Consider the following 25,831-nt stretch of genomic DNA (forward strand, 5'->3'; position numbering starts at 1 on the left):
ATTGGGCGTAATAAAGGAATATGCCATGCAACGTTTTACCGGGCGCTGTTTATGCGGGATGAGCCACTTCAGCGTTACGATCAAGAACTTCGACGTCTATGCGTGCCACTGCACCCTCTGTCAGAAATGGTCTGGCGGGGTGGCAATGTACCTTGAAACTGAGGGCGAGCCGCAGGTAGAACAGGGCTCTATCGCCCCCTCTCATTTTCACTCGTCCGAACGCGGGGAGCGCCGGTTCTGCCCCGGCTGCGGCTGTCCGCTCTGGTCCACACTCACCACCGTCGGACGCTATTTTGTTCCCTGGACGCTGCTGGAACTGAGCGAAGATGAACGCCGCCGCCTGGTCTTGGCCGCCGAAATTTACACCGAAACGCAGCCCGCCTTCTGGCGTTTGACCGGGCAATATGCCCGCTTCAGCGGCACCGAGATCGAAGCGCAGGATAATCACTGTTCGCTTACGCCGTAACGTCACCGCCCCCCGCCGCTCGGCGCAGCCACGATTGAAGCAGTTTGCCATCCTGGGTCATCTCAGAATCCTGGCGCACACAAAGGTAATAATCGCGGCCGTCATCGATAGGGGCATCAAAAATTTTCACCAGTTCACCGCTCTCCAGATAGGGTGCAATCAGCGGCTCGCGCATGAGGGCGCACCCTAACCCCGCCTGCACCCCCGCCAGCGTCAATAAGCCATCTTCAAACATCGGCCCGCTGCGGCGCGCCGGACGTTTTACCCCCTGCTGGGTGAACCACATCTGCCAGGTTGCACGCTCTTCGTCATGCAGAAGCGGCATTTGCAGCAGCTGTTCCGGGGTATCGATATGGCCATGGAGCCGCAAGAACGCCCTGCTACAGACCGGCACCATCTGGCCCGAGATCAGCTTTTCACTCTGGTAGCCCGTCCACTGACCGTTACCAAAGCGGATAGACATATCCGACGCGTCGCTAAGGTAGTTACGGTGATTGGCATAGACCACGTTGATCTCGGTCTGGGGATTGGCACGCATAAAGGTCGGTAGGCGCGGAATAAACCACCCCATACCAAACAGCGGGATCAGGCTGATCGTGACCTGCCGGGTCTGCGCCTGCTCCACCAGGTGCTCGGTGGCCTGGCGTAGCACATTGAAGGCCGCCCGTATCGAGCGGTAATAGTCGCGACCATTCTGACTGAGTACCAGCTTGCGCCCCTGCCGTTCAGTCAGCGGCATTTGCAAATATCCCTCCAGCACCCGCAGTTGATGACTGACCGCTGAAGGAGAGATTGCCAGCTCCTGTGCCGCGAGCGTGACGCTGCCGAGTCGGGCGATGGCCTCAAAAGCGCGTACCGCCCGTAAAGGGGGATCGTTTGCCAGACGGCTCTCTGCGTAAGAGGCAAGCATCACTGATTGTTCTGTTTTATTCATATATTGATTTTAATGAAGAAATCGCCCTGAGGGTCCATTGCGCTATTGTGTTTAAAATCATGCAGATAAATCAATCATTAAATATCATAAGAAATAATATATGCGTATTTTACAATTTAATTCATTTGTCAGATGTTACCCGCTGAAAGAGCAATTTGTCGGGTAGGAACGTTGGACACTCTCATACAACAACTGATCAATGGGGTAATGCTTGGCAGCATCTACGCCCTGATCGCGCTGGGCTATACCATGGTGTATGGCATTTTGCGCATTATCAACTTTGCCCACGGCGATATTCTGATGGTTGGCGCGCTCACAACGCTTTCTGCCATTAACGCCCTGAATAACCATTTCCCTGAAATGCCGCTGCTGTTACAGCTCGGTTTTGCGTTGATCATCGCAATGGCGGTGTGTGCCCTGCTGGCGATGGCGGTAGAACGTTTCGCCTACCGCCGCCTGCGTAATGCCCCGCGCCTGGCGCCGCTCATCTCCGGTATCGGCGTCTCCGTACTGCTGCAGACGGTGGCGATGATCGTCTGGACGCGCAATCCGCTGATGTTCCCGCAGATCCTGCCCATGGATCCGATCGCCGTTACCGCCGGTAGCGACGCCCATCCTCCCGCAATTATCACCGTTACCGGCATGGTAACGGTTGCGCTGGCGCTGGTGGTGATGATCGGCCTCTGGTTGCTGGTGGAATACACCCGCCTCGGGCGTGGGATGCGCGCAGTGGCGGAAAACCCGCGCGTCGCCACCTTAATGGGCGTTAACCCTAACGCCATTATCACCCTCACCTTTGCCATTGGCGGCATCTTCGCCGCGCTGGCCGGGGTGATGATGGCCAGCAATTTTGGTAATGCCAGCTTCTCGATGGGCTTTTTGCCGGGGATTAAAGCCTTTACCGCTGCGGTATTAGGCGGCATCGGTAACATTCGCGGCGCGATGGTAGGAGGGATCCTCCTCGGCCTTATCGAATCGCTCGGCGCGGGCTACCTTGGCGATCTGACCCATGGCGTGTTCGGCAGTAATTACCAGGATGTATTTGCCTTCATTGTGCTGATTCTGGTGCTGGTCTTCCGTCCGGCAGGTCTGCTGGGCGAGCGCGTAGCGCACAGGGCGTAGAGGAATTTATGACAACCATACAAATACAGGCACCCGCCTCTACCCGCCGATTCTGGTCCGGCATGACGCTGTTTATCATTGCCCTGTTGGTTGCCCCCGTGGTGGCCTCCCAGCTCGGCGGCAACTACTGGGTGCGCGTGATCGACTTCGCGCTGCTCTATATCATGCTGGCGCTCGGGCTCAATATTGTTGTGGGCTATACCGGCCTGCTGGATATGGGATTCATCGCCTTTTACGCGGTGGGCGCCTACCTGGCCGCGCTGCTGGCCTCTCCGCATCTGCTGGAGGTCTTCCCGATCCTCGCCGTCTGGTTCCCGGACGGGCTGCACACCTCTTACTTGCTGATTATCCCTGTTGCCGCGCTGGTGGCGGCGGTATGCGGGATCCTGCTGGGGGCGCCGACCTTAAAGCTACGAGGAGACTACCTCGCGATTGTCACCCTCGGTTTTGGCGAGATCATTCGCATTCTGATGCGTAACCTCGACCGTCCGGTCAACATCACCAACGGCGCAAAAGGCATTACCGGCGTCGATACCCTGAATCTGTTTGGCCTGAAGTTTAGCGGGGTCTATCACTGGTTTGGCATGAAGGTTCCCGCGCTGTGGCTCTGGTATTACCTGCTGATGGTCGTCATCGTCGGCATTATTTTTGTCTGCCTGCGCCTGCAACACTCGCGCATCGGCCGGGCCTGGCACGCCATCCGTGAAGATGAAGACGTGGCCCGGGCAATGGGAATTAACGTGCGCAACTATAAGCTGCTGGCTTTCGCCATGGGCGCCTCGTTTGGTGGCGTGGCGGGCGCGCTGTTCGGCGCGTTCCAGGGCTTTGTTTCGCCAGAGTCCTTCACCCTGCAGGAATCCATTGCCGTACTGGCGATGGTCGTGCTGGGCGGGATGGGTCATATCCCGGGCGTGATCCTCGGGGCCGTGCTGCTGACCGCCCTGCCGGAAGTGCTGCGCAGCCAGGCGGCCCCGCTGCAACAGGCACTGTTTGGTTCCGTGCTGGTTGACCCGGAAATATTACGCCAGCTCTTCTACGGCCTGGCCCTGGTCGGTGTAATGCTGGTGCGTCCTTCAGGTATCTGGCCGATGCGCCACAAGGAGGTTAAGGCATGAGTCTGTTAACGGTGCGCAATATGTCAAAACGTTTTGGCGGCCTGACGGCGGTCGATAATGTTTCGCTATCGATTAATAGCGGTGAGATTTACGGGCTGATTGGCCCTAACGGCGCGGGCAAAACGACCTGTTTTAACCTCATCACCGGCCTTTACCCGGCGGACAGCGGTGAATTTTCTATTGCCGATAAACCCTATTACCCGAAACAGATTGAGAAAGTGACCGCCGTCGGCATCGCCCGCACCTTCCAGAACGTGCGGCTGTTTAACGAGATGTCGGTACTGGAAAACGTGATGGTAGGCCGCCATGTCCGCACCCGAAATGGGCTGTGGGCCGCGCTGAGCCGCCATAAACGCGCCCGGGAAGAAGAGGCGCAAACCTGTGAGATGGCATGGCACTGGCTGGAGTACACCGGTATCGCCAAATATGCCCATTATCGCGCCTGTGACCTCGCCTATGGCCATCAACGGCGACTCGAGATTGCCCGTGCGCTGGCAACCGACCCGCTGCTGCTGGCGCTTGACGAACCGGCCGCCGGGATGAATGCCGTCGAAAAAATGGCGTTAGGCGAGCTTCTTACCCGCATTCGCGACGATGGCAAAACCCTGTTAATGATTGAGCACGACGTAAAGCTGGTGATGGGGATTTGCGACCGTCTCACGGTACTCGATTACGGTAAAACTCTGGCAAGCGGCACGCCGGATATCGTCCGTCGGGACCCAGCGGTCATTGCTGCCTGGCTTGGAGGTAGTGTCCATGTCTGAGTTATTAAAAGTCGAGCATCTGGATGTGCATTACGGCGGTATTCAGGCCGTGCGCGATCTCTCTTTCACCCTCCAGGAAGGTGAACAGGCCACGCTGATTGGCGCTAACGGCGCCGGTAAAAGCTCCACGGTGCGGGCCATTACCGGGCTGGAGAATTTTAGCGGCCACATTGCTTTTAACGGTAAATCGGTACGCAAACATAAAGCCGAAGCGCTGCTGCGCGATGGACTGGTGATGGTGCCGGAAGGACGCGGGATCTTTGCCCGTATGACGGTGCTGGAAAATTTGCAGATGGGGGCATGGCTTCGCCGTGACACTGTCACCGTCAGGCAAGAGATGACAGAAATTTTTGACCGCTTCCCACGCCTTGGCGAGCGCCAGCATCAACTCGCCGGTTTGCTCTCTGGCGGTGAACAACAGCTGCTGGCGCTAAACCGCGCCCTGCTCAGCCGCCCGCGCCTGCTCATTCTGGATGAGCCCTCAATGGGGCTAGCACCGCGGATGGTTGAGAACATTTTTGCGGTGATCGCCGGACTGCGGGAGCGCGGCGTGGCGTTACTGCTGATTGAACAAAATGCCCGTCTGGCGCTGGAGGTTACCGATCGCGCCTGGGTGATGGACAGCGGCAGCATCGTGCATCACGGCGAGTCAAAAGCGATGCTCGACGACGATCATATTGCACAGATTTATTTGGGCGAAATGCCCGTTTAATACACCAACATCAGGGAAAATATAATGAAAACAATTAAAATTAGCGCACTGAGCGCAGCACTGTTGCTCGGCGGATTTGGCTCCGCTACCAGCTGGGCTGCCGAAAGCGAGACCGTGGTTATCGGACTGGCTGGCCCGTTAACCGGCCCTTCTGCCCGTATCGGTAAAGATCTGGAAAACGGGGCGCAGCTGGCCATTGACGACATCAATAAGCAGCACCCCACCATCGGCGGCAAAGCAGTCACGTTCAGGCTGCAGTCTGAGGACGATCAATCTGACCCACGTACCGCGGTAGCCGTCGCTCAGCGTCTGGTCGATAGTGATGTGGCCGGGGTTGTCGGTCACTGGAATACCGGTACCAGCATCCCGGCGGCGCGGGTCTACCACGATGCGGGCATCGCCCAGGTCGCACCGGTTGCCACCGGACACGCCTATACCAAACAGGGGTTTGACACCAGCTTCCGCGTGATGGGTCACGACGATGACGGCGGCCAGTTTGCCGGTGAGTATGCGGTAAATACCCTGAAAGCAAAACGCATCGCTGTAATTGATGACCGTACCGCCTTCGGCCAGGGGCTGGCCGATGAGTTCATCAAATCGCTCGAGGCGCAGGGGGTGAAAATTGTCGATCGCCAGTATGTGGATGATAAAACGGTCGATTTCAGCGCCGTGCTGACCGCCATTCGCAGTAAAAACGCCGATCTGATCTTCTTTGGCGGCGTCGACAGCCAGGCCGCTCCGCTAGCGCGCCGTATCAAACAACTCGGGATGAAAGCGACCCTGATGGGTGCCGGCGGTTTTGTTAGCCAGACCTTCCTGCAGCTGGCGCAAAAAGAGGGTGACGGCGTTGTTGCCCTGGAGCCAGGCCTGCCTGTTGATCAGATGCCTGGCGGTAAAGCCTTTGAACAGGCGTATCAGTCTCGCTATCACACCCATATCGAACTCCACGCCCCGTTCGCCTATGACGCTACCCGCGTGCTGGTTGCTGCCATGGAAAAAGCCGACTCTGTCGATCCCGCTGACTATCTGCCTGCCCTGCGCGCGATTAACTATTCTGGCGTCACCGGTCAGATCGCCTTTGACGGTCAGGGCAATCTGAAGGCGCCGTCATTTACCGTTTACAAAGTGGTGGACGGGAAATGGCAACCGCAAACCGTGCTGGGTGGCGCTAAAACGAAGTAACGTAGTGAGGCAATGTGATGAGCAATAATAATGAGCTGGGTATTCTCGCCCGCCGCAAAATTGAAGCAGAAATTATTAAACCTATTTACGAAATCCTGGTGCGTGAGATAGGCAAAACGCGCGCACAGGCGGTGATCGGCGAGGCCATTGAGCAGGCCGCGATCGATGCGGGAAAGTCGTTTGCCAGTAAAGAGCCGAACGGTGCGGACGTTAAGAGCTTTATCGCCCTGCAGTATCTTTGGGAAAAAGATAATGCGCTGGAGGTAAAAGTCATCGACGCCGATGACCAGCAGTACAACTACGACGTCACCCGCTGCCGCTACGCTGAGATGTATCACGAGATGGGGCTGGGGGAGATTGGTCATCTGCTGTCGTGCGCCCGCGATGAGAAATTCATCGTCGGCTATGCACCGGACGTGAAGCTGACCCGCACTACCACCATCATGCAGGGCGGCAAATGCTGTGACTTCCGTTACCGCAGCCAGAAAAAGGACAACGCATGATACGCATCGATGCGGCGCGACTCTGGTCCACGCTTGAAACGATGGCAAACATCGGTGGAACCCCTGCCGGCGGCGTTACCCGTCTGGCCCTGAGCGAAGAGGATCGCATGGCGCGCACCCTTCTGCGCGACTGGGCTCTGGAGGCCGGATTCAGCTGTGATGTGGACAGCATGGGCAACATGTTCATCCGCCGCGCGGGCAAAAACCGCGCGCTCCCGCCGGTGATGACCGGTTCGCACGTGGATTCACAGCCGCTGGGAGGCAATTACGACGGCATTTACGGCGTTCTCGCCGGGCTGGAGGTGCTACGTACGCTGAATGACAACCAGACTGAAACGGAACGCGATATCGTACTGGTGAACTGGACCAATGAAGAAGGCGCCCGCTTTGCCCCGGCAATGCTGGCCTCTGGCGTCTGGTCCGGACAACTTACGCAGGAGTTCGCTTACGCGCGGAGCGACAGCGCAAAAATCACCGTCCGCGAGGCGCTGGAAGCTATCGGTTACCGGGGCGAACTGCCCGCCCGCGCGTTTCCGGTTCACGCCTGCTATGAGCTGCATATTGAGCAGGGACCGATCCTGGAAGATGAAGGCATAGATATCGGGCTGGTTCGCGCGGCGATGGGTCAGCGCTGGTTTACGATCGCCCTCGAAGGTTTTGCCGCACATGCGGGTACGACACCGATGCACAGCCGTCGGGATGCCCTCACCGCGTTTGCGGAGCTGGCGCTGCAGGTGGAGGCGATTGGCTATCAGCATGCGCCAGATGGACGAGCGACTATCGGCATGGCGCAAGTCACCCCTAACTCCCGAAACGTGGTCCCTTCCCGCGTAGTGTGCAGCGTGGAGTTTCGTCATCCCGACAGCGAAGCACTGGCGGCAATGGAAGCGTCGCTGCGTCAGGCCGCTGAGGGGCTGGCGGCCCGCGGCGTGCAGGCTGATGTAGAACGCATTTTTGACTACGCCCCTATTACGTTTGACGCCGACTGTCTGGCACGCAGTGAAGCGGCGGTCACAGCGCTGGGGTATACGGCAAAACCAATGGTTTCCGGTGCCGGTCACGATACCTGTTACATCAGTAAAATCGCCCCGGCGAGTATGATCTTTATCCCCTGCGTTAAGGGCATTAGTCATAACGAGGAGGAGCGGATTTTACCGGCGTGGTCTGAGAAAGGGGCCAATGTGTTGCTGCATAGCCTGTTGAGTGCGGCACAGGAGTGTTAGTTTTGCACGTTCCCCGGCCACAGGCCGGGGAACCTTATTAAAACAAAAGCTAATAGTATGTTGTAACTAATAAGTTATGCCGAACGCGGTACCTTTGCCAGGCTAAACCAGATGCCAATGGCAAGTAACAGCAACATTCCGCCAGCACTCCCCAGCGCCACACTATGGGAGCTGATAAACGCCGTTTTCGCCGCCTGGATGACCGACTCCGCCAGGGCCGGTGGCAACTCCTGCGCCACTTTTACCGCCTCGCCAATCGACGAGGCGGCCTGTTCTGCCACCCTGCTCTCCAGCCCCTGCGGTAAGGCAATCGCGGCGGAAAAACTGCGGGTAAGCAGCAAGCCAAACAGAGCAATGCCCAGACCGGCACCCAGTTCGTAGGACATGGTCTCGATGGCGCCTGCGGCCGCTGCCTTCTCCTTCGGTGCGGCGGCCATAATGGCCGAGGTCGATGCCAGCAAGGCGCTGGCCGCGCTGAACCCGAGCAATACCATTAAGCCCCAGGCCAGCCACTGCTGAGTACTGAAATCGAGCATCGACAGGCCGATAAAGCTGAGCGCGCTCAGTCCCATTCCCCCGGCCGCAACGATACGTAGCCCAAGCTTACTCACCAGCACACCCGCAATCGGCCCACTAAATCCGCTGGCCACCATCACCGGCAGCATAAACATGCCTGCGTCGAAGGGGGTAAAGCCATGCACGAACTGAAGTTCCTGCGCCATTAATAGCTCAAATCCCACCAGCGCAATCATCGCCGTCATGGCCATCACCACCCCGCTCAGGATGATGCGGTGGCCGAAAAGACGCATATCGATCATGGGGATCGCGGCGCGCAGCTGGATGCGGACAAATATAAACAGCAGCATCGCCCCGATAAACAGCGTAGTGGCGACCAGCCAGGGCGAGAGCGCCCCTTTCAGCGCGGTTTTGGCACTGAACACCAGCAACAGGATTGCCACTATCAACATAATGGCGTGGCTGATATTGAGCGGCTGCTCCGGGCGCCCCTGCTGCGGCGGCACCAGACGCGCCGTCAGGACCACCACAATCGCCACGATAGGAACGTTAATGAGAAAGACCGATCCCCAGTAAAAGTGCTCCAGCAATGCCCCACCAATCAGCGGCCCGAAGGCTGCGCCGCCTGACCCTACCGCGGCCCAGACGCCGAGGGCAATGTTGCGTTGACGCGCCTCGGTAAAGAGCGTGCGGATCCCGGCGAGGGTAGCCGGAATAATCATCGCCGCCCCTATCGCCAGGCTGGCACGCGCGGCAATCAGCCAGCCGGCAGAGCTGGACGCTGCCGCCCACAGGGAAGAGAGACCAAAGAGCACGCTGCCCAGCATTAACAGGCGTTTAAATCCGATACGATCGCCCAGGGCCCCCATTGGCAGCACCATACCCGCCATGACCAACGAATAAATATCGATGATCCACAGCAGTTCGTTGCCGCTGGCGCCCAGCGTCATGCTTAATGTCGGCGCCGCCACGTGCAGTACCGTGGCATCAATGGCCACAGGTATATAAACCAGCACGATTATCACTAACGCTAACCACTGACGAAACATAAATGTCCTTTTCATTACAAACCTGGACACATGTCCAGAAATGCGATCCTACGGAAAGCTGAACAACTGTCCAGCTTTTTGTTACACTCGTTGCGTCGCGATTGAGGGTGAACAAAATGGCCTATTTAAACAAGGATGAACGTCGGGAAGCGATCCTGCATGCCGCCATGCGTGTGGCATTAAGTGAGGGATTAACCAGCATGACGGTTCGACGTATCGCGGCCGAGGCCGACGTCGCCGCAGGCCAGGTCCATCACCACTTCGCCAGCATTGGTGAGTTAAAATCACAGGCTTTCATTCATCTTATCCGCGACCTGCTGGATGCAGAGGTGGTGCCCGCCGATGCCAGCTGGCACGACAAGCTTCACGCCATGCTGGGTAGCGACGACCGCCACTTTGAACCCTACATCCGCTTATGGCGCGAAGCACAAATCCTTGCTGCCCGCGATGAAGAGATTAAAGGTGCCTATGTCCTGACGATGGAGATGTGGCACAAGGAGACGGTAGCCATTATTGCAGCGGGTGCAGAGGAAAAAGTCTTTAATCTTCATGACACGCCAGACAATATAGCCTGGCGATTGATAAGCCTGGTTTGCGGTTTAGACGGAATATATATGTTAAATATTGCCGGTATGGATGAAGCTGCATTTAATAAGCATCTTCATAAAGTCATTACTCTGGAATTATATTAAACCGCGTTACAAAATTATAATTTTACAATTAGTAACACTTAAGCAGACGCTTCTTAACCCTTCATTGCTCATGGATTCCCATTCTTATCTATCCTTTCAGACATATCCCAAAATTTCCTGATAATTCAATAGAACAAACCTGCAGGCAACTGCCTGATTCCCGGTGCTTTTTCTGCTGTTTATGGACATTTAAGAGGGCGATATGTCACAACTTAATGAGAAGAATAATCATTATCTATTAAACAACTGGAAACCCGAGAACCCCGCTTTCTGGGAAAATAAAGGCAAACATATCGCCCGTCGTAATTTATGGATCTCCGTCAGTTGTTTACTTTTAGCCTTCTGCGTCTGGATGTTATTTAGCGCGGTGAGCGTAAACCTGAATAAGGTGGGTTTTAATTTCACCACCGATCAACTCTTTATGTTAACGGCCCTCCCTTCTCTTTCAGGCGCAATATTACGCGTCCCCTACTCCTTTATGGTGCCTATTTTTGGTGGTCGCTACTGGACGGTATTAAGCACCGTAATACTGATTGTTCCCTGCGTCTGGCTGGGCATCGCCGTACAGAATAACGCTACTCCGTACTGGGTATTTATTATCATCGCGCTGCTGTGTGGTTTCGCCGGGGCGAACTTTGCCTCCAGCATGGGCAACATCAGCTTCTTCTTCCCGAAAGCGAAACAGGGCAGCGCGTTGGGTATCAACGGCGGGCTGGGTAATCTGGGCGTGAGCGTTATGCAAATGGTCGCTCCGGTCGTGATATTCCTGCCGATGTTTACCTTCCTCGGCGTGCACGGCGTGCCGCAGGAGGACGGCTCTCTCCTGTCGCTGGCCAACGCGGCCTGGATATGGGTACCGCTGCTGGTGCTGGCAACCCTTGCTGCCTTTTTTGGCATGAACGATATCGCCAGTTCTAAGGCCTCGATTGCCAGTCAGTTACCGGTACTGAAACAGCCGCACCTCTGGCTGTTGAGCCTGCTCTATCTTGCAACCTTCGGCTCGTTTATCGGCTTTTCCGCCGGTTTTGCGATGCTCTCTAAAACGCAGTTCCCGGATGTGAATATTCTGCACCTCGCCTTCTTCGGTCCGCTAATTGGGGCGCTGGCGCGATCGGCCGGCGGCGTGGTCTCTGACAAACTGGGCGGCGTGCGCGTGACGCTGGTGAACTTTGTTCTGATGGCGATCTTCACCGCCCTGCTGTTCTTCACCCTGCCGGGCTCAGGCTCCGGCAACTTTACCGCCTTCTACATCGTCTTTATGGGGCTGTTCCTCACCGCCGGGCTGGGCAGCGGATCGACCTTCCAGATGATCGCCGTCATCTTTCGGCAAATTACGATTTATAAAGTGAAATTGCGCGGCGGTAGTGAACAGCAGGCGCAACAAGAGGCCGTGACTGACACCGCTGCCGCGCTCGGCTTTATCTCCGCCATTGGCGCAGTCGGCGGGTTCTTCATTCCGAAGGCCTTCGGCACCTCGCTGGCAATGACCGGGTCCCCGGTAGGCGCGATGAAAGTGTTCCTCGTCTTTTACATCGTCTGTGTATTCATCACCTGGCTGGTGTATGGCCGCCGTCAAAAGCACATCAAATCATAAACATGCCATTAATTACGTTATGAGCAGTGTAACCACGGGGCGGGAGTCGCCCCGTCAGGAGAGACGTCATGAGTAAATTGTTGGATCGCTTCCGTTACTTCAAACAAAAAGGCGACAGTTTCGCCGATGGGCACGGACAGGTGTACCACACCAACCGTGACTGGGAGGACAGCTATCGTCAGCGCTGGCAGTTCGATAAGATTGTGCGATCCACCCACGGGGTTAACTGTACCGGCTCCTGTAGCTGGAAAATTTACGTTAAAAATGGCCTGGTGACCTGGGAGACCCAGCAGACCGACTATCCCCGCACCCGCCCCGACCTGCCTAACCATGAGCCGCGAGGCTGCCCGCGCGGTGCCAGCTACTCCTGGTATCTCTACAGCGCAAACCGCCTGAAGTACCCCCTGGTGCGCCGCGCCCTGATTGAACTCTGGCGTGAAGCGCTGGCGCAGCATGGCGACCCGGTGCTGGCCTGGGATACCATCCAGAGCGACCCGGTGAAATGCCAGCGCTACAAACAGGCACGTGGGAAAGGCGGATTTATTCGATCGGGCTGGAAGGAGCTCAATCAACTGATTGCCGCCGCCAACGTCTGGACCATCAAAAACTTCGGCCCCGACCGCGTGGCGGGGTTCTCGCCCATCCCGGCGATGTCGATGGTCTCCTACGCCGCCGGCACCCGCTATTTGTCATTGCTGGGCGGTACCTGTCTCAGTTTCTACGACTGGTATTGCGACCTTCCTCCCGCTTCGCCGATGACCTGGGGCGAGCAGACCGACGTGCCGGAATCGGCCGACTGGTACAACTCCGGCTACATCATCGCCTGGGGTTCCAACGTGCCGCAGACGCGTACCCCGGACGCCCACTTCTTTACCGAAGTGCGCTACAAAGGCACCAAAACTATCGCCATCACCCCCGATTTTTCAGAGGTGGCAAAGCTTAGCGATCAGTGGCTTGCCCCTAAACAGGGTACCGACAGCGCGCTGGCCATGGCGATGGGCCATGTCATTCTGAAAGAGTTCCACCTCGATAACCCCAGCGACTACTTCCTGAACTACTGCCGTCGCTACACCGACATGCCGATGCTGGTGATGCTCGATGAGCGTGAGGACGGGACCTATGTGCCAGGTCGGATGCTGCGCGCCTCGGATCTCGCCGACGGGCTGGGAGAGGCCAATAATCCGGAGTGGAAGACCGTTGCCTTTACCCTGGCCGGTGAACTGGTGGCGCCGAATGGCTCTATTGGCTTCCGCTGGGGAGAAAAAGGCAAATGGAACCTTGAGCCGCTGGCGGCAGGCCAGGAGACGGAGCTAACGCTCTCGCTGCTGATCACCCACGATCGCGTCGCTAACGTGGCGTTCCCCTACTTTGGCGGCAACGAAAATCCCCATTTCCGCAGCGTGAAGCAGGAGCCGGTGTTACTGCGCAAAGTCCCGGCAAAAACGCTGACTCTGGCAGACGGCACCACCAGACAGGTGGTCAGCGTCTATGACCTGGTGCTGGCCAACTACGGCCTCGACCGTGGGCTGGACGACAGCAACGCCGCCACCGATTACGCAGAGATCAAAGCTTACACCCCGGCCTGGGGCGAGCAGATCACCGGCGTGCCGCGCCACCATATCGAACAGATCGCCCGGGAATTTGCCGATACCGCCAATAAAACCCATGGCCGCTCGATGATCATTCTCGGCGCCGGGGTGAACCACTGGTATCACATGGATATGAACTACCGGGGGATGATCAATATGCTGGTCTTCTGCGGCTGCGTAGGCCAGAGCGGTGGCGGCTGGTCGCACTATGTGGGCCAGGAGAAACTGCGTCCGCAAACCGGCTGGCTGCCGCTGGCTTTTGCGCTGGACTGGAACCGGCCGCCGCGCCAGATGAACAGCACCTCCTATTTTTATAACCACGCCAGCCAGTGGCGCTATGAAAAGCTGACGGCGCAGGAGCTGCTCTCGCCGCTGGCGGACCCGGGGCAGTTCACCGGGCACCTGATCGACTTCAACGTCCGCGCTGAGCGTATGGGCTGGCTCCCCTCCGCCCCGCAGCTCAATCTCAATCCGCTGCATATTAAAGCCCGCGCCGATGCTGCCGGCATGACGCCGCAGGAGTACACCGTGCAGGGGCTAAAATCGGGCGATGTCCGCTTTGCCTGCGAGCAGCCGGATAACGGTAAAAACCATCCGCGTAACCTGTTCGTCTGGCGCTCTAACCTGCTGGGCTCCTCCGGTAAAGGGCACGAGTACATGCTGAAGTACCTGCTGGGGACCGAGAGCGGGATTCAGGGCGAAGATCTGGGCTCGACGGATGATGTGAAACCGGAAGAGGTGGAGTGGCAGACCCCCGCCATCGAAGGGAAGCTTGACCTGCTGGTGACCCTCGATTTCCGCATGTCCAGCACCTGCCTGTTCTCGGATATTGTCCTGCCGACCGCCACCTGGTACGAGAAGGACGACATGAATACCTCGGATATGCATCCGTTTATTCACCCGCTTTCGGCCGCCGTTGACCCCGCCTGGGAGTCCCGCAGCGACTGGGAGATCTACAAAGGGCTCGCTAAAGTTTTCTCGGAAGTCTGCGTGGGCCATCTCGGTACCGAAACCGATGTGGTGCTGCAACCCCTGCAACACGACTCCCCGGCGGAGCTCTCGCAGCCCTTTGATATTCAGGACTGGCGCAAAGGCGAGTGTGAGCTGGTTCCCGGCAAGACTGCCCCCTCCATTGCGGTGGTGGAACGTAACTACCCGGAAACCTACGAGCGCTTCACCGCCCTCGGACCGCTGCTGGATAAACTGGGCAACGGCGGGAAAGGCATTTCGTGGAACACCGAGAAAGAGATCGATTTCCTCGGCAAGCTGAACTACGTCAAGCTTGATGGCCCGGCGAAAGGCCGCCCGCGTATCGAAACCGCCATCGACGCTTCAGAGGTGATCCTCGCCCTCGCCCCGGAAACCAACGGCCAGGTTGCCGTGAAAGCCTGGGAAGCCCTGGGGCAACTGACCGGACGGGATCATACCCACCTGGCGCTGAATAAAGAGGATGAAAAAATCCGCTTCCGCGATATTCAGGCGCAGCCGCGCAAGATTATCTCCAGCCCCACCTGGTCCGGCCTCGAGAGCGAACATGTCTCTTACAACGCCGGTTATACCAACGTCCATGAGTTAATTCCGTGGCGCACTCTCTCGGGCCGTCAGCAGCTTTACCAGGATCACCTGTGGATGCGCGCCTTCGGCGAAAGTCTGGTGGTTTATCGTCCGCCAATTGATACCCGTAGCGTGACGCACATGCGTGACATTCCGCCGAACGGCTTCCCGGAGAAAGCGCTGAACTTCCTGACGCCGCACCAGAAATGGGGCATCCACTCGACCTACAGCGAAAACCTGCTGATGCAGACCCTGTCGCGCGGTGGTCCGATTGTCTGGATAAGCGAAACGGATGCCCGGGAGCTGGGTATTGAGGATAACGACTGGATCGAGGCATTTAATGCCAACGGCGCCCTCACCGCTCGCGCCGTAGTGAGCCAGCGCGTGCCGCCGGGCATGACCATGATGTACCACGCCCAGGAGCGCATTCTGAACATTCCAGGTTCGGAAGTGACTGGCCGACGCGGCGGTATTCATAACTCTGTCACCCGCATCTGCCCGAAACCGACCCACATGATCGGCGGTTACGCGCAGTTGGCCTACGGCTTTAACTACTACGGCACCGTCGGGTCGAACCGCGATGAGTTCATCATGATCCGCAAAATGAAAAACATTAACTGGCTGGATGGTGAAGGTCGGGACCAGGTACAGGAGGCGAAAAAATGAAGATCCGCTCACAGGTTGGCATGGTACTGAACCTTGATAAGTGTATTGGCTGTCATACCTGCTCGGTCACTTGCAAAAACGTCTGGACCGGGCGTGAAGGGATGGAGTATGCCTGGTTTAACAACGTTGAGACCAAGCCGGGCATCGGCTACCCCAAAAACTGGGAAGACCAGGAGGAGTGGCAAGGCGGCTGGATCCGCGGTATCACCGGCAAGCTCACTCCCCGCCTCGGCGGCAAAATGGGGGTGCTGTCGAAAATCTTCGCCAACCCGGTCTTACCGCAGATTGACGACTATTACGAACCCTTCACCTTTGACTACCAGGATCTGCACCGCGCCCCGCAGGGAGATCACTTACCTACCGCCCGTCCACGCTCGCTGATTGACGGCAAGCGGATGGATAAAATCAAGTGGGGGCCAAACTGGGAAGAGCTGCTCGGCGGTGAGTTCGAAAAGCGCGCCCGCGACCGCAACTTCGACAAGATGCAGAAAGAGATGTACGGCCAGTTTGAAAACACCTTCATGATGTACCTGCCGCGCCTGTGCGAGCACTGCCTGAACCCAAGCTGCGTCGCTACCTGCCCCAGCGGCGCCATCTATAAACGCGAAGAAGATGGCATCGTGCTCATTGACCAGGATAAGTGCCGCGGCTGGCGTCTGTGCATCAGTGGCTGCCCGTACAAAAAAATCTACTTCAACTGGAAGAGCGGTAAGTCAGAAAAATGTATCTTCTGCTACCCGCGCATTGAATCCGGCCAGCCGACGGTCTGCTCAGAGACCTGCGTCGGGCGTATTCGCTATCTCGGCGTGCTGCTTTACGACGCGGATCGCATTGAGGAGGCGGCCAGCACCGAACATGTCACCGATCTTTATGAGCGCCAGTGCGATGTCTTTTTAGATCCGCACGATCCGGCGGTGATCGAAGAGGCCGTTAAGCAAGGTATTCCGCAGAACGTGATTGACGCTGCCCAGCGCTCGCCGGTTTACAAGATGGCGATGGACTGGAAGCTGGCCCTGCCGCTGCACCCGGAATACCGTACCCTGCCGATGGTCTGGTATGTGCCGCCGCTGTCACCGATTCAGTCCTACGCCGATGCGGGCGGCCTGCCCAAAACCGACGGCGTGCTCCCCGCCGTGGAGAGCCTGCGTATCCCGGTCCAGTATCTGGCAAATATGCTGAGCGCGGGCGATACCGGCCCGGTGCTGCGCGCCCTCAAGCGCATGATGGCTATGCGCCATTACAAACGTTCACAAACCGTGGAAGGCGTGACCGATACCCGCGCCATTGACGAGGTCGGGTTGACGGTCGAACAGGTGGAAGAGATGTATCGCTATCTCGCCATTGCCAACTACGAAGATCGCTTCGTGATCCCCACCAGCCACCGCGAAATGGCCCGTGATGCCTTCCCCGAGAAGAACGGCTGCGGCTTTACCTTCGGCGATGGCTGCCACGGCTCAGACACCAAATTCAACCTCTTCAACAGTAGCCGTATCGACGCCATTAATATTACCGAGGTGCGTGAACACGGGGAGGGAGAGTAATGCGGATTCTGAAAATCATTGCGCTGTTAATGGAGTATCCCGACGAGATGTTATGGGAGAACCGCGATGAGGCGTTAGATCTCATTGCCCAGGATGCCCCGACGCTGTTGCCCTTTACGCGAACCTATCTCAGCGCCCCGCTGCTGGACAGGCAGACCGAGTGGTGCGAAGTGTTTGAACGTGGCCGGGCCACCTCGCTGCTGCTGTTTGAACATGTGCATGCGGAGTCGCGGGATCGCGGCCAGGCGATGGTCGACCTGATGGCGCAGTACGAGAAGGTTGGTCTGCAGCTGGATTGCCGGGAGCTCCCCGATTATCTGCCCCTTTATCTGGAATATCTCAGTATTGTGGGCGAAGCGGAAGCGCGCGATGGGCTGCAGAACGTCGCCCCGATCCTGGCGCTGATTGGGGGGCGGCTGAAGCAGCGCGACGTTGCCCATTATCAGCTGTTTGACGCTCTGCTACGGCTGGCCGAAACCCGGCTTTCCAGCGATAGCGTAGCGGCACAGGTTGCCACCGAGAAGCGTGATGACACCCGTCAGGCGCTGGATGCGGTGTGGGAAGAAGAGCAGGTGAAGTTTATCGAAGACAACGCCACGTCGTGCGACAGTTCGCCGATGCAGCAATATCAACGACGCTTTAGCCAGGACGTTGCACCGCAGTACGTGGACGTCGGCGCCGGAGGCCCCAAATGACGCACTACCTGAACGTGTTTTTCTATGACATCTATCCCTATATTTGCGCCACCGTCTTCTTCCTCGGAAGCTGGCTGCGTTATGACTATGGTCAGTACACCTGGCGTGCCTCGTCGAGCCAGATGCTGAGCAAGCGCGGCATGAACTGGGCCTCTAACCTGTTTCATATCGGTATTCTGGGGATCTTCTTCGGCCACCTGTTCGGGATGCTGACCCCGCACTGGATGTACGCCTGGTTTCTACCTATCGCCGTGAAACAGCAGTTGGCCATGTTCGCCGGGGGCGTGTGCGGTGTGTTAACGCTGATTGGTGGGTCAATGTTGCTCTACCGCCGGCTGTTTAATCAGCGCGTGCGCGCCACCTCCACCACGCCGGACATCATCATCATGAGCATTTTACTGCTTCAGTGCATTCTGGGGCTGAGCACGATTCCCTTCTCCGCCCGTTTTCCGGACGGCAGCGAGATGATGAAACTGGTGGGCTGGGCGCAGGGTATCGTCACTTTCCGCGGCGGCTCATCGGAGATGCTTAACGGCGTGGACTTTATCTTCCGTGTGCATCTGGTGCTGGGGATGACCATTTTCCTGATCTTCCCCTTCACCCGTCTGGTGCATGTGTGGAGCGCGCCGTTTGAATATTTCACCCGCCGGTATCAGGTTGTTCGGTCACGGCGCTAATTTATACGGGTGGCGTCGCCGCCACCCGGCTATTTCCCTGCCTGCGGATGCGTCTCAAACCCCGCCATCACCGCCGTCAGCTCGGCCAGTGAAAAACCGTTTTTCGGATCAGATACCCCCAGCCCAAACTGCTCCTGCAATACCTGATACAGCTCGGCGGCATCGGCGAGATGACGCTGCTCAACCGCCAGCGCCCCCTGCCAGCGGGTGAAATTAAAATTGGTTAAGGTCAGTTTGCCCCCCTCGGGCAGGTGTCGGCACATCAGCAGGTGATGGCGAAAATGCGATTGCGGCCAGTGAGCCGACCAGAAATTGCCCATCACATAGTCATTGAAATGCTGCTCTGCGAGATCGAACTGGTACATCGACTGCCAGCGATCGTGATGGTGAACCTGTAAGGCCCAGTTATCCCCTTCGTTCTGCAGGCGGTACATGCCGTGCGGCGTGGGCTGCTCCAGGTCGGCAATCAGGCGAACCGGCGCGGTCAACGTCTGGCCGCCAAAGCCCACGTCGGCAATCCAGCGTTCGCCATTTAGCTCAACCAGCAACAGTCGGTGGGTACGCGGCGGCATCTGCGGCGGATTCGCCAGCACCACGCGGCCCAGCAGGCTGCGGACCGTAAAACCCACCTCACGCAGCACGCGCTCGAAGAGTCCGTTCTGCTCAAAGCAGTACCCACCGCGACGGGCGGTAACCAGTTTGTCTTGCACGCTCTCCTCGTCGAGCTGGATCTCGCGTGGCAACACCACGTCAAGATTCTCAAACGGGATGCTGCAGTTATGGTGGAGATGCAGCCCGCGCAGGGTGTCGATATCCGGGATCGCGGGCTGTTGCCAGCCCGTGCGGGCGAAATACGCAGTCAGAAATGGAGACATAGTGAACTTCCTTGCAATGATGTTCCCTGTTTATAAACTATTTTTGCGTCGCCACCTGCGTAAAAGTGCTTTTTTAGCGTCCCGTCGTGCGCTGCATGATACCCAGCGCGCTCAGCATCAATATCAGTCCGGTCACTAACGTCAGGGTGGCCATCGCCATTCCCTGGCCAATCGAGCCTTGTTCGAACTGGCGCCAGATAAAGACCGAGACGGTCTGCGTCCCCGCCGGGGCCAGTAATAGCGATGTCACCAGCTCGCGAGAGGCAATGGCGAAGACCATCAACATCGCCGCCAGCATGGCCGGCGACACCAGCGGTATCACGATAAAACGTAGCGCCTGCAGCGCCGACGCGCCGTGTACCCGCGCCGCCGGTTCGAGATTGCCACCCAACTGGCGCAGCGCACTGCCAATGTAGCGGACCGGCCACGGCAATAGCAGGCAGCAGTAAGAGAGCAGCAGTATGACCCAGCTGTTATAAGGTGATAGCGGCCAGAAGGTGCGGTTCCACAGTAAAATAAGCCCCACACCTACCACAATCCCTGGCAGCGCGGCGGGCATCAGGGATAACGCATCCACCAGCGCCCGGCCTCTGATTTTTTGCACCACCACCAGCCAGGCGGCTAACAACCCCAGTAGCCCGGTAATGCACGCCGTTCCCAGCGCCAGCGACAGGCTGGTACCCAGCGCAGCCAGGGCATCTCCCTGCTGGCTAAAGAGTGCCGCGTAATGTGACAACGTCACGTTAGCCGCAGTGACTCCCGCCGATAAGGTGCCGAGCACGCCTGAAAGCGCCATCGAGGCCGCGGGCAGTACCACAGCAATCAGCCCAACCAGCCCCATCAGCACGACGACGGGCAATATAAAGATCCCGGCATCCGCCCCTCTGTTCTCGGTCGGCTTACCCGTGACGCTGGTTACGTCGTGCTGGCCCGTTAGCTTTTTCTGCAACGCCCAGGCGCAGAGCGCGATCGCCACCAGTACCACGGACAGCATCGATGCCCCCGAGAGATCGATAGGCCAGTCGGCCAGCTTTTTCTCGATATCGGTGGTCAGCATCAACACCCCTGCCCGCGTGCCCAGCGCCGCCGGAACGCCGTACTCTTCGATCGCCAGCGTAAACGAGAGCAGCATGCCTGCCGCCAGCGCTGGTGAAAGCAAGGGCAGCGTGATATGCCAGAAGGCCCGCCCTGCGCTGGCACCATGCACCCGCGCAACCCACGCCAGCCGCTGCCCGCTGGCCAGCAGACTGCGCGAGACGGCAAAATAGACTACCGGGAAGATATTGAGCGCCATCACCAGCACAATACCGGTTTTACTGAACAGCAGATCGTTCAGATTGATACCCGTTAGCTGTTGCAGGTAGCCATTACTCTGCAGGACCAGCATCCACGATAAGGCCGCGATATAGGGCGGCGTTAAAAAGGGGATCAGGAAGAGCAGATCCCACAGGCGCGGCAGCGGCAACGTCAGTAGCCCGCGCGCGACCCCAAGGGGAAAACCAATCAGCGCGCTGACCAGCGCCACGCCCAGGGCGATCTGCAGAGTTCCCCCCAGCATCCCCGGGAGCTGCGGCTCGGCCAGCAGTTGACGTACGCCACCAAAGGCGGCCGAAAAAGAGCCGGCGCTAAATTGCGGGAACACCGCCTGTAGCACAATAAACAGTAGCGGAAGCGCCACCAGTACCATCAGCATGGCCAGCGTCGCCCCTGAAAGAAAGGAGTGTTTCACACGCGATCCTGAAGACGGGGTTGCCCCCGTCGGAAAAGTTACAGAGAGAAGAGCGTGTTAAAACGCTTCAGAATGGCGCTGCGCTCGCTGTTGCCGTCGCTTTTGGTCGGCAGGATGTTCAGTTCGTTCAGCAGCGGGCGTTTCGCCTTGATGTCTTCGCGGGCTGGCATCAGCCAGGCGTCGGCCACCATCGCCTGGCCTTCCGGCGACAACACATAATCAACGAAGGCTTTGGCGTCATCCGCATGCGGGGTAGATTTGAGGATCATCATCGGGCGTGGGGCAATGACCGTGCCGCTGGCCGGGAAGATCACCTTCAGAGATTCCCCCTGGTGAATGTTGCCGTAAGAGACGTAATCCACCGCGCCAAATACTGCCGCTTTTGCCCCCTGCATGACCGGGGTGACCGCCTGAGCGTTCGGGCCGCTCACCACCATGCCGTTCTTCTTCAGGTTATCAAATAGCGACCAGGCCTTATCGCCCATCCCATTTTGTAACCCGATCAGCAGATCGAGAGAGGCGCCTGACAGCGCCGGGTCTGGCGTCGTCACTTTATCTTTGAAGGCGTCAGTAGTCAGGTCCTGCCACTCCTTCGGCTCCGGGGTACCGCTTTTGGTGTTCCAGACGATGCCCAGCGCCGATACCCCCTGGGCCACGAAATCGGTAGATTTCAGGTCGGCGGGCACGTGTTCAGCGTTGGCGCTCTGGTACGGCAACAGCCAGCCGCGGTTATGCAGATCTTCCGCCGTATCCCAGGAGGCGGAGATCAGAATGTCGGCCTGCGGGTTGGCCTGCTCCGCCTCGAGGCGCGCCATCACCTTACCGGTGGTGGCCTGGAAGATATCCACCTTCACGCCGGTTTTCTTTTCAAAGCCGCTTGCAAGGTTCTTCGCCAGCGATCCCGGCCCGGCGGTATAGAGGGTGAGCGCGTGGGCGCTCGACATCATGACGGACGATAATGCCATGGCTACCAGCACTCCTTTTTTTACGGACAGTGTAATTTTCATGCAAACTCCCCTGAGGATTGAATCAAACGATCGGCAGCGACGCTGCCAGCAGAAAGGTGCACGATGCGATCGGCCAGAATCTCGGCTTCACGGCGGTCATGCGTAACGTAAACGGCGGTGGTGCCAAGCTGGCGCAGTAGCGACGCCATCTCAAGGCAGAGCGATTCGCGCAGTTCGCTGTCGAGGTTGGAGAGCGGCTCGTCGAAGAGCAGTACCCGGGGTTCGGCGACAATGGCGCGGGCCAGGGCGACGCGCTGCTGCTGCCCACCGGAAAGCCCGGCGGGTTTGCGGTCGGCAAAGTCAGCCAGACCCACGCGCCGTAAAGCCTGCGCGACGCGGTCTTCACGCGCGCTGCCTGAGACATTGCGCATCTTCAGTGGAAACGCCACGTTCTGCGCCACCGTCATATGGGGCCAGAGCGCGTAGTCCTGGAAGACCATGCCGATATCGCGGGCCTCGGGCGGTAACGACCAGCCCGCCCTCGCCACCTGACGATCGCCGAAATGGATATCGCCCTGCAGCGGGTGGGTTAACCCGGCCAGCAGACGTAACAGCGTGCTTTTTCCACAGCCCGAGGGTCCGAGCAGCGCAACCACGCTACCCGCCTCGATGTGCAGATCGATTTGGTTTAATACGGTATTCGCGCCAAACGCGTACGAGACGCCTTTGAGCGTGATGGGGGTGAGCATATTGTTATCCTCTTTGGGATTTAGTGCCGTCACTGTAGGGGGGCTATGTGACGAAACCATGAACAAAATGTTGCGTATTGATTTTGTCTGCGCTTCAGAGGTTTAATGGCCTGGCGCTAATACTGAGGAGTTGTTATGAGCCACTTTCGCCCCGTCGAGTTAAAACATGCCAGCCGTCTGCTGAACCACGGCCCTACGGTGCTGATCACCAGCCGGGATGAGCAGATTGACCGACGTAATGTTATGGCGGCCGCCTGGTCGATGCCGGTCGAGTTTGAACCGCCGCGTATCGCCATCGTGGTGGATAAAAGCGCCTGGTCTCGAGAGCTGATTGAGCGCAGCGGCATGTTTGGCATTGTGGTGCCGGGCGTTGCCGCCGCTAACTGGACCTACGCGGTGGGTAGCGTGAGCGGGCGGGATGAAGATAAATTTAACTGCTACGGGATCCCGGTTATTAACGGCCCGGTGCTGGGGCTGCCGGTCGTTGAAGAGAAGTGTCTGGCGTGGATGGAGTGTCGGCTATTACCGGTGACCGCCGCCGCCGAGAAATATGACACCCTGTTTGGCGAAGTGGTGGCCGCGGGCGCAGATGAGCGGGCGTTTGTCGCCGGACGCTGGCAGTTTGATGAGGATAAGCGCAACACGCTGCATCACCTGGGCGCAGGGACCTTTGTGACCAGCGGTAAGATGGTGAAGGCGGCGGAATAGCCGCCTGGCCCTCGCCCCAATGGAGCGAGGGTATTTACTGCAACAATTAACCTTTCGAACGGCTGGCGATAATCCCTTCTGCAACATTACGCGGCGCTTCGGCATAGTGATGAAACTCCATGCTGTAGGTCGCGCGGCCCTGGGACATCGAGCGCAGCGTGGTGGCATAGCCGAACATCTCTGCCAGCGGCACATCGGCGCGGATAATCTGGCTACCGTACCGCTCCTCCATGCCCTGCACCATGCCGCGGCGGGAAGAGAGATCGCCCATTACATTCCCGGCGTAGGTCTCAGGCGTCTCTACCTCAACGTGCATCACCGGCTCCAGGATGACCGGCTCGGCCCGACGCGCCCCCTCTTTGAAACCAAAGATCGCCGCCATGCGGAAGGCCATCTCCGAGGAGTCAACGTCGTGATACGAACCAAAGGTCAGGGTCGCTTTCACGTCCACGACCGGATAGCCCGCCAGCACGCCGCTGTTCATCGCCTCGCGCAGCCCTTTTTCCACCGAAGGGATGTATTCGCGCGGCACCACCCCGCCTTTCGTGGCATCTTCAAAGACAAAACCGCTGCCCGGCTCCAGGGGTTCGAGGCTGAGGACAACATGGCCGTACTGCCCTTTACCGCCGGACTGACGCACAAATTTGCCCTCGATCTCTTTCACCGCTTTGCGCAGGGTTTCACGGTAGGTTACCTGCGGCCGACCGATATTCGCCTCCACGCCAAACTCGCGTTTCATCCGGTCAACGATAATCTCCAGATGCAGCTCACCCATTCCGGAGATGATCGTCTGCCCTGACTCCTCGTCGGTGTGCAGGCGGAACGACGGATCTTCTGCAGCCAGACGTTGCAGCGCGATCCCCATTTTCTCCTGATCCGCTTTGGTTTTTGGCTCTATGGCCAGCGAAATCACCGGATCCGGGAACTCCATCCGTTCAAGGGTAATCACCGCTGACGGATCACAGAGCGTGTCGCCGGTAGTGACATCTTTTAACCCGACACAGGCCGCGATATCCCCGGCGCGCAGCTCGTCTACCTCGTGGCGATCGTTAGCCTGCATCAGCACAATGCGCCCAATACGCTCCTTCTTGTCTTTCACCGGATTGTAAACCGCGTCGCCTTTTCTCAGCACGCCGGAATAGACCCGGATAAAGGTCAACTGGCCCACGTAGGGGTCGGTCATTAGCTTGAACGCCAGCGCCGAGAAGGGTTCGTCGTCGCTCGGGTGGCGCTCGGCAGCCTGCCCCTTCGCATCCACACCGTCAATTGCCGGGACGTCCAGCGGCGAGGGCATCAGTTCAATCACCGCGTCGAGCATCCGCTGCACCCCTTTGTTTTTAAAGGCGCTGCCGCAGAGCATCGGCTGGATTTCCCCCGCCACGGTGCGTTGACGCAACCCGCTGATGATGTCAGCTTCGTCCAGATCGCCCGTTTCCAGATATTTATCCATGAGCGCATCGCTGGCTTCAGCCGCCGCCGAGACCATCTGCTCACGCCAGGTCTGCGCGGTGGCCAGCAGCTCATCCGGCACCGGTGCATAGCTGAAGGTCATGCCCTGCGTGGCATCGTCCCAGACGATAGCGCGCATCTTAATGAGATCGACTACGCCGGTGAAATGCTCTTCCGCCCCGATCGGAATCACGATCGGCACCGGGTGAGCTTTTAGCCTGTCGACCATCATCTGGACCACGCGGAAGAAATCGGCACCCGGGCGGTCCATTTTGTTGACGAACGCGATACGGGGTACGTGATACTTATTGGCCTGCCGCCAGACGGTTTCCGACTGGGGCTGCACGCCACCGACAGAGTCATACACCATGACTGCGCCGTCCAGCACCCGCATGGAGCGTTCTACTTCAATGGTAAAATCCACGTGCCCCGGGGTATCGATGATATTAATCCGGTGCGGTTCATAGCTACGGTCCATACCGGGCCAGAAGCAGCTCACCGCCGCAGAGGTAATGGTGATACCTCGCTCTTGCTCCTGCGCCATCCAGTCGGTTGTTGCCGCGCCATCGTGGACTTCACCCAGCTTGTGACTCATTCCGGTATAAAACAGGATGCGCTCAGTGGTGGTCGTTTTACCGGCATCGATATGCGCGGAGATACCGATGTTGCGATAACGTTCGAGAGGGATGGGTCGGGGCATGATGCGTCCTTAGTCAGTTGACTGTGAGTAAGCGACCGGGATGGTCGCGTCTGAGTTCGTCTGCTATCATAGTCCTACTG

General features: G+C 58.2%; 22 protein-coding genes. 15 read left to right on the forward strand and 7 right to left on the reverse strand.

Annotation, left to right across the window (positions count from 1 at the left end; genetic code table 11):
• The first annotated feature begins 25 nt into the window (after positions 1 to 25).
• Positions 26 to 466 carry a GFA family protein gene (locus B3B59_RS10860; RefSeq protein WP_286808982.1) on the forward strand — a complete coding sequence of 147 codons (441 nt, stop codon included), beginning with the start codon at positions 26 to 28 and terminating at the stop codon, positions 464 to 466.
• Here the strand turns inward: B3B59_RS10860 and B3B59_RS10865 are convergent.
• On the reverse strand, positions 456 to 1,400 hold the full coding sequence (locus tag B3B59_RS10865; RefSeq protein WP_286808983.1) for a LysR substrate-binding domain-containing protein: 945 nt from the start codon (positions 1,398 to 1,400) through the stop codon (positions 456 to 458). The genes B3B59_RS10860 and B3B59_RS10865 overlap by 11 nt on opposite strands.
• Positions 1,401 to 1,571: 171 nt before the next feature.
• On the opposite strand from B3B59_RS10865, the gene B3B59_RS10870 reads away from it, so the two are divergent.
• The 7 genes from B3B59_RS10870 to B3B59_RS10900 are packed head-to-tail and all read left to right on the forward strand — an operon-like array spanning position 1,572 to position 8,021.
• Entirely contained in the window at positions 1,572 to 2,522 is a 951-nt protein-coding gene (locus tag B3B59_RS10870; protein ID WP_286782085.1) for a branched-chain amino acid ABC transporter permease, read from the forward strand.
• An 8-nt stretch (positions 2,523 to 2,530) separates the two neighbouring features.
• Positions 2,531 to 3,637: a branched-chain amino acid ABC transporter permease gene (locus tag B3B59_RS10875; RefSeq protein WP_040075635.1), complete on the forward strand. Its 1,107-nt coding sequence runs from the start codon at positions 2,531 to 2,533 to the stop codon at positions 3,635 to 3,637.
• Positions 3,634 to 4,401, forward strand: coding sequence for an ABC transporter ATP-binding protein (locus B3B59_RS10880; protein ID WP_286808984.1), 768 nt, complete (start codon positions 3,634 to 3,636; stop codon positions 4,399 to 4,401). The genes B3B59_RS10875 and B3B59_RS10880 overlap by 4 nt, the downstream gene beginning before the upstream one ends.
• Positions 4,394 to 5,113, forward strand: coding sequence for an ABC transporter ATP-binding protein (locus B3B59_RS10885; RefSeq protein WP_040075633.1), 720 nt, complete (start codon positions 4,394 to 4,396; stop codon positions 5,111 to 5,113). The genes B3B59_RS10880 and B3B59_RS10885 overlap by 8 nt, the downstream gene beginning before the upstream one ends.
• A 24-nt stretch (positions 5,114 to 5,137) precedes the next feature.
• The gene (locus tag B3B59_RS10890) at positions 5,138 to 6,295 is read left to right on the forward strand and encodes a branched-chain amino acid ABC transporter substrate-binding protein (RefSeq protein WP_233802360.1); all 1,158 of its coding nucleotides are present in this window, start codon (positions 5,138 to 5,140) and stop codon (positions 6,293 to 6,295) included.
• Between the two features lie 17 nt (positions 6,296 to 6,312).
• A complete protein-coding gene (locus B3B59_RS10895) occupies positions 6,313 to 6,798 on the forward strand; it encodes an L-2-amino-thiazoline-4-carboxylic acid hydrolase (protein WP_040075631.1) in 486 nt (161 codons plus the stop codon).
• Positions 6,795 to 8,021 (forward strand): Zn-dependent hydrolase, encoded by a 1,227-nt coding sequence (locus B3B59_RS10900; protein WP_233802358.1) that lies wholly within the window; start codon positions 6,795 to 6,797, stop codon positions 8,019 to 8,021. The genes B3B59_RS10895 and B3B59_RS10900 overlap by 4 nt, the downstream gene beginning before the upstream one ends.
• A 74-nt stretch (positions 8,022 to 8,095) precedes the next feature.
• Here B3B59_RS10900 and B3B59_RS10905 read toward each other — a convergent pair whose 3' ends face one another.
• The gene (locus B3B59_RS10905) at positions 8,096 to 9,586 is read right to left on the reverse strand and encodes an MFS transporter (protein ID WP_286809516.1); all 1,491 of its coding nucleotides are present in this window, start codon (positions 9,584 to 9,586) and stop codon (positions 8,096 to 8,098) included.
• Positions 9,587 to 9,702: 116 nt separating this feature from the next.
• On the opposite strand from B3B59_RS10905, the gene B3B59_RS10910 reads away from it, so the two are divergent.
• The 6 genes from B3B59_RS10910 to narI all read left to right on the forward strand — a co-directional run bounded on the left by B3B59_RS10910 (position 9,703) and on the right by narI (position 18,594).
• A complete protein-coding gene (locus B3B59_RS10910; protein WP_233802356.1) occupies positions 9,703 to 10,278 on the forward strand; it encodes a TetR family transcriptional regulator in 576 nt (191 codons plus the stop codon).
• Positions 10,279 to 10,480: 202 nt separating this feature from the next.
• The gene (locus B3B59_RS10915; RefSeq protein WP_040075627.1) at positions 10,481 to 11,872 is read left to right on the forward strand and encodes a NarK family nitrate/nitrite MFS transporter; all 1,392 of its coding nucleotides are present in this window, start codon (positions 10,481 to 10,483) and stop codon (positions 11,870 to 11,872) included.
• Between the two features lie 68 nt (positions 11,873 to 11,940).
• Entirely contained in the window at positions 11,941 to 15,681 is a 3,741-nt protein-coding gene (locus B3B59_RS10920; RefSeq protein ID WP_233802352.1) for a nitrate reductase subunit alpha, read from the forward strand.
• A complete protein-coding gene (gene narH / locus B3B59_RS10925) occupies positions 15,678 to 17,222 on the forward strand; it encodes a nitrate reductase subunit beta (RefSeq protein WP_212476030.1) in 1,545 nt (514 codons plus the stop codon). The genes B3B59_RS10920 and narH overlap by 4 nt, the downstream gene beginning before the upstream one ends.
• A complete protein-coding gene (gene narW / locus B3B59_RS10930; RefSeq protein ID WP_233802350.1) occupies positions 17,222 to 17,917 on the forward strand; it encodes a nitrate reductase molybdenum cofactor assembly chaperone in 696 nt (231 codons plus the stop codon). Before narH ends, narW begins: the two co-directional genes overlap by 1 nt.
• Positions 17,914 to 18,594: a respiratory nitrate reductase subunit gamma gene (gene narI, locus B3B59_RS10935; RefSeq protein WP_212476028.1), complete on the forward strand. Its 681-nt coding sequence runs from the start codon at positions 17,914 to 17,916 to the stop codon at positions 18,592 to 18,594. Before narW ends, narI begins: the two co-directional genes overlap by 4 nt.
• 29 nt (positions 18,595 to 18,623) lie before the next feature.
• Here the strand turns inward: narI and nhoA are convergent, their stop codons facing one another.
• The 4 genes from nhoA to B3B59_RS10955 form a co-directional block, all read right to left on the reverse strand.
• Complete coding sequence (gene nhoA, locus B3B59_RS10940) at positions 18,624 to 19,469, reverse strand: N-hydroxyarylamine O-acetyltransferase (protein WP_233802348.1); 846 nt, start codon at positions 19,467 to 19,469, stop codon at positions 18,624 to 18,626.
• A gap of 73 nt (positions 19,470 to 19,542) precedes the next feature.
• Positions 19,543 to 21,198 carry an ABC transporter permease gene (locus B3B59_RS10945; protein ID WP_286808985.1) on the reverse strand — a complete coding sequence of 552 codons (1,656 nt, stop codon included), beginning with the start codon at positions 21,196 to 21,198 and terminating at the stop codon, positions 19,543 to 19,545.
• A gap of 38 nt (positions 21,199 to 21,236) precedes the next feature.
• Positions 21,237 to 22,205: an ABC transporter substrate-binding protein gene (locus B3B59_RS10950; RefSeq protein WP_046885407.1), complete on the reverse strand. Its 969-nt coding sequence runs from the start codon at positions 22,203 to 22,205 to the stop codon at positions 21,237 to 21,239.
• The gene (locus tag B3B59_RS10955; protein ID WP_233802344.1) at positions 22,202 to 22,894 is read right to left on the reverse strand and encodes an ABC transporter ATP-binding protein; all 693 of its coding nucleotides are present in this window, start codon (positions 22,892 to 22,894) and stop codon (positions 22,202 to 22,204) included. The genes B3B59_RS10950 and B3B59_RS10955 overlap by 4 nt, the downstream gene beginning before the upstream one ends.
• A gap of 135 nt (positions 22,895 to 23,029) precedes the next feature.
• Between B3B59_RS10955 and B3B59_RS10960 the strand changes: the two genes are divergently transcribed.
• Complete coding sequence (locus B3B59_RS10960) at positions 23,030 to 23,602, forward strand: flavin reductase family protein (protein WP_233802342.1); 573 nt, start codon at positions 23,030 to 23,032, stop codon at positions 23,600 to 23,602.
• 46 nt (positions 23,603 to 23,648) lie between these two features.
• Here the strand turns inward: B3B59_RS10960 and fusA are convergent, their stop codons facing one another.
• Positions 23,649 to 25,751: an elongation factor G gene (fusA, locus tag B3B59_RS10965; protein WP_233802340.1), complete on the reverse strand. Its 2,103-nt coding sequence runs from the start codon at positions 25,749 to 25,751 to the stop codon at positions 23,649 to 23,651.
• Positions 25,752 to 25,831: the final 80 nt, after the last annotated feature.

This window comes from Leclercia sp. UBA2479 (assembly GCF_002341985.1).
Lineage (GTDB): Bacteria > Pseudomonadota > Gammaproteobacteria > Enterobacterales > Enterobacteriaceae > Enterobacter > Enterobacter pneumoniae.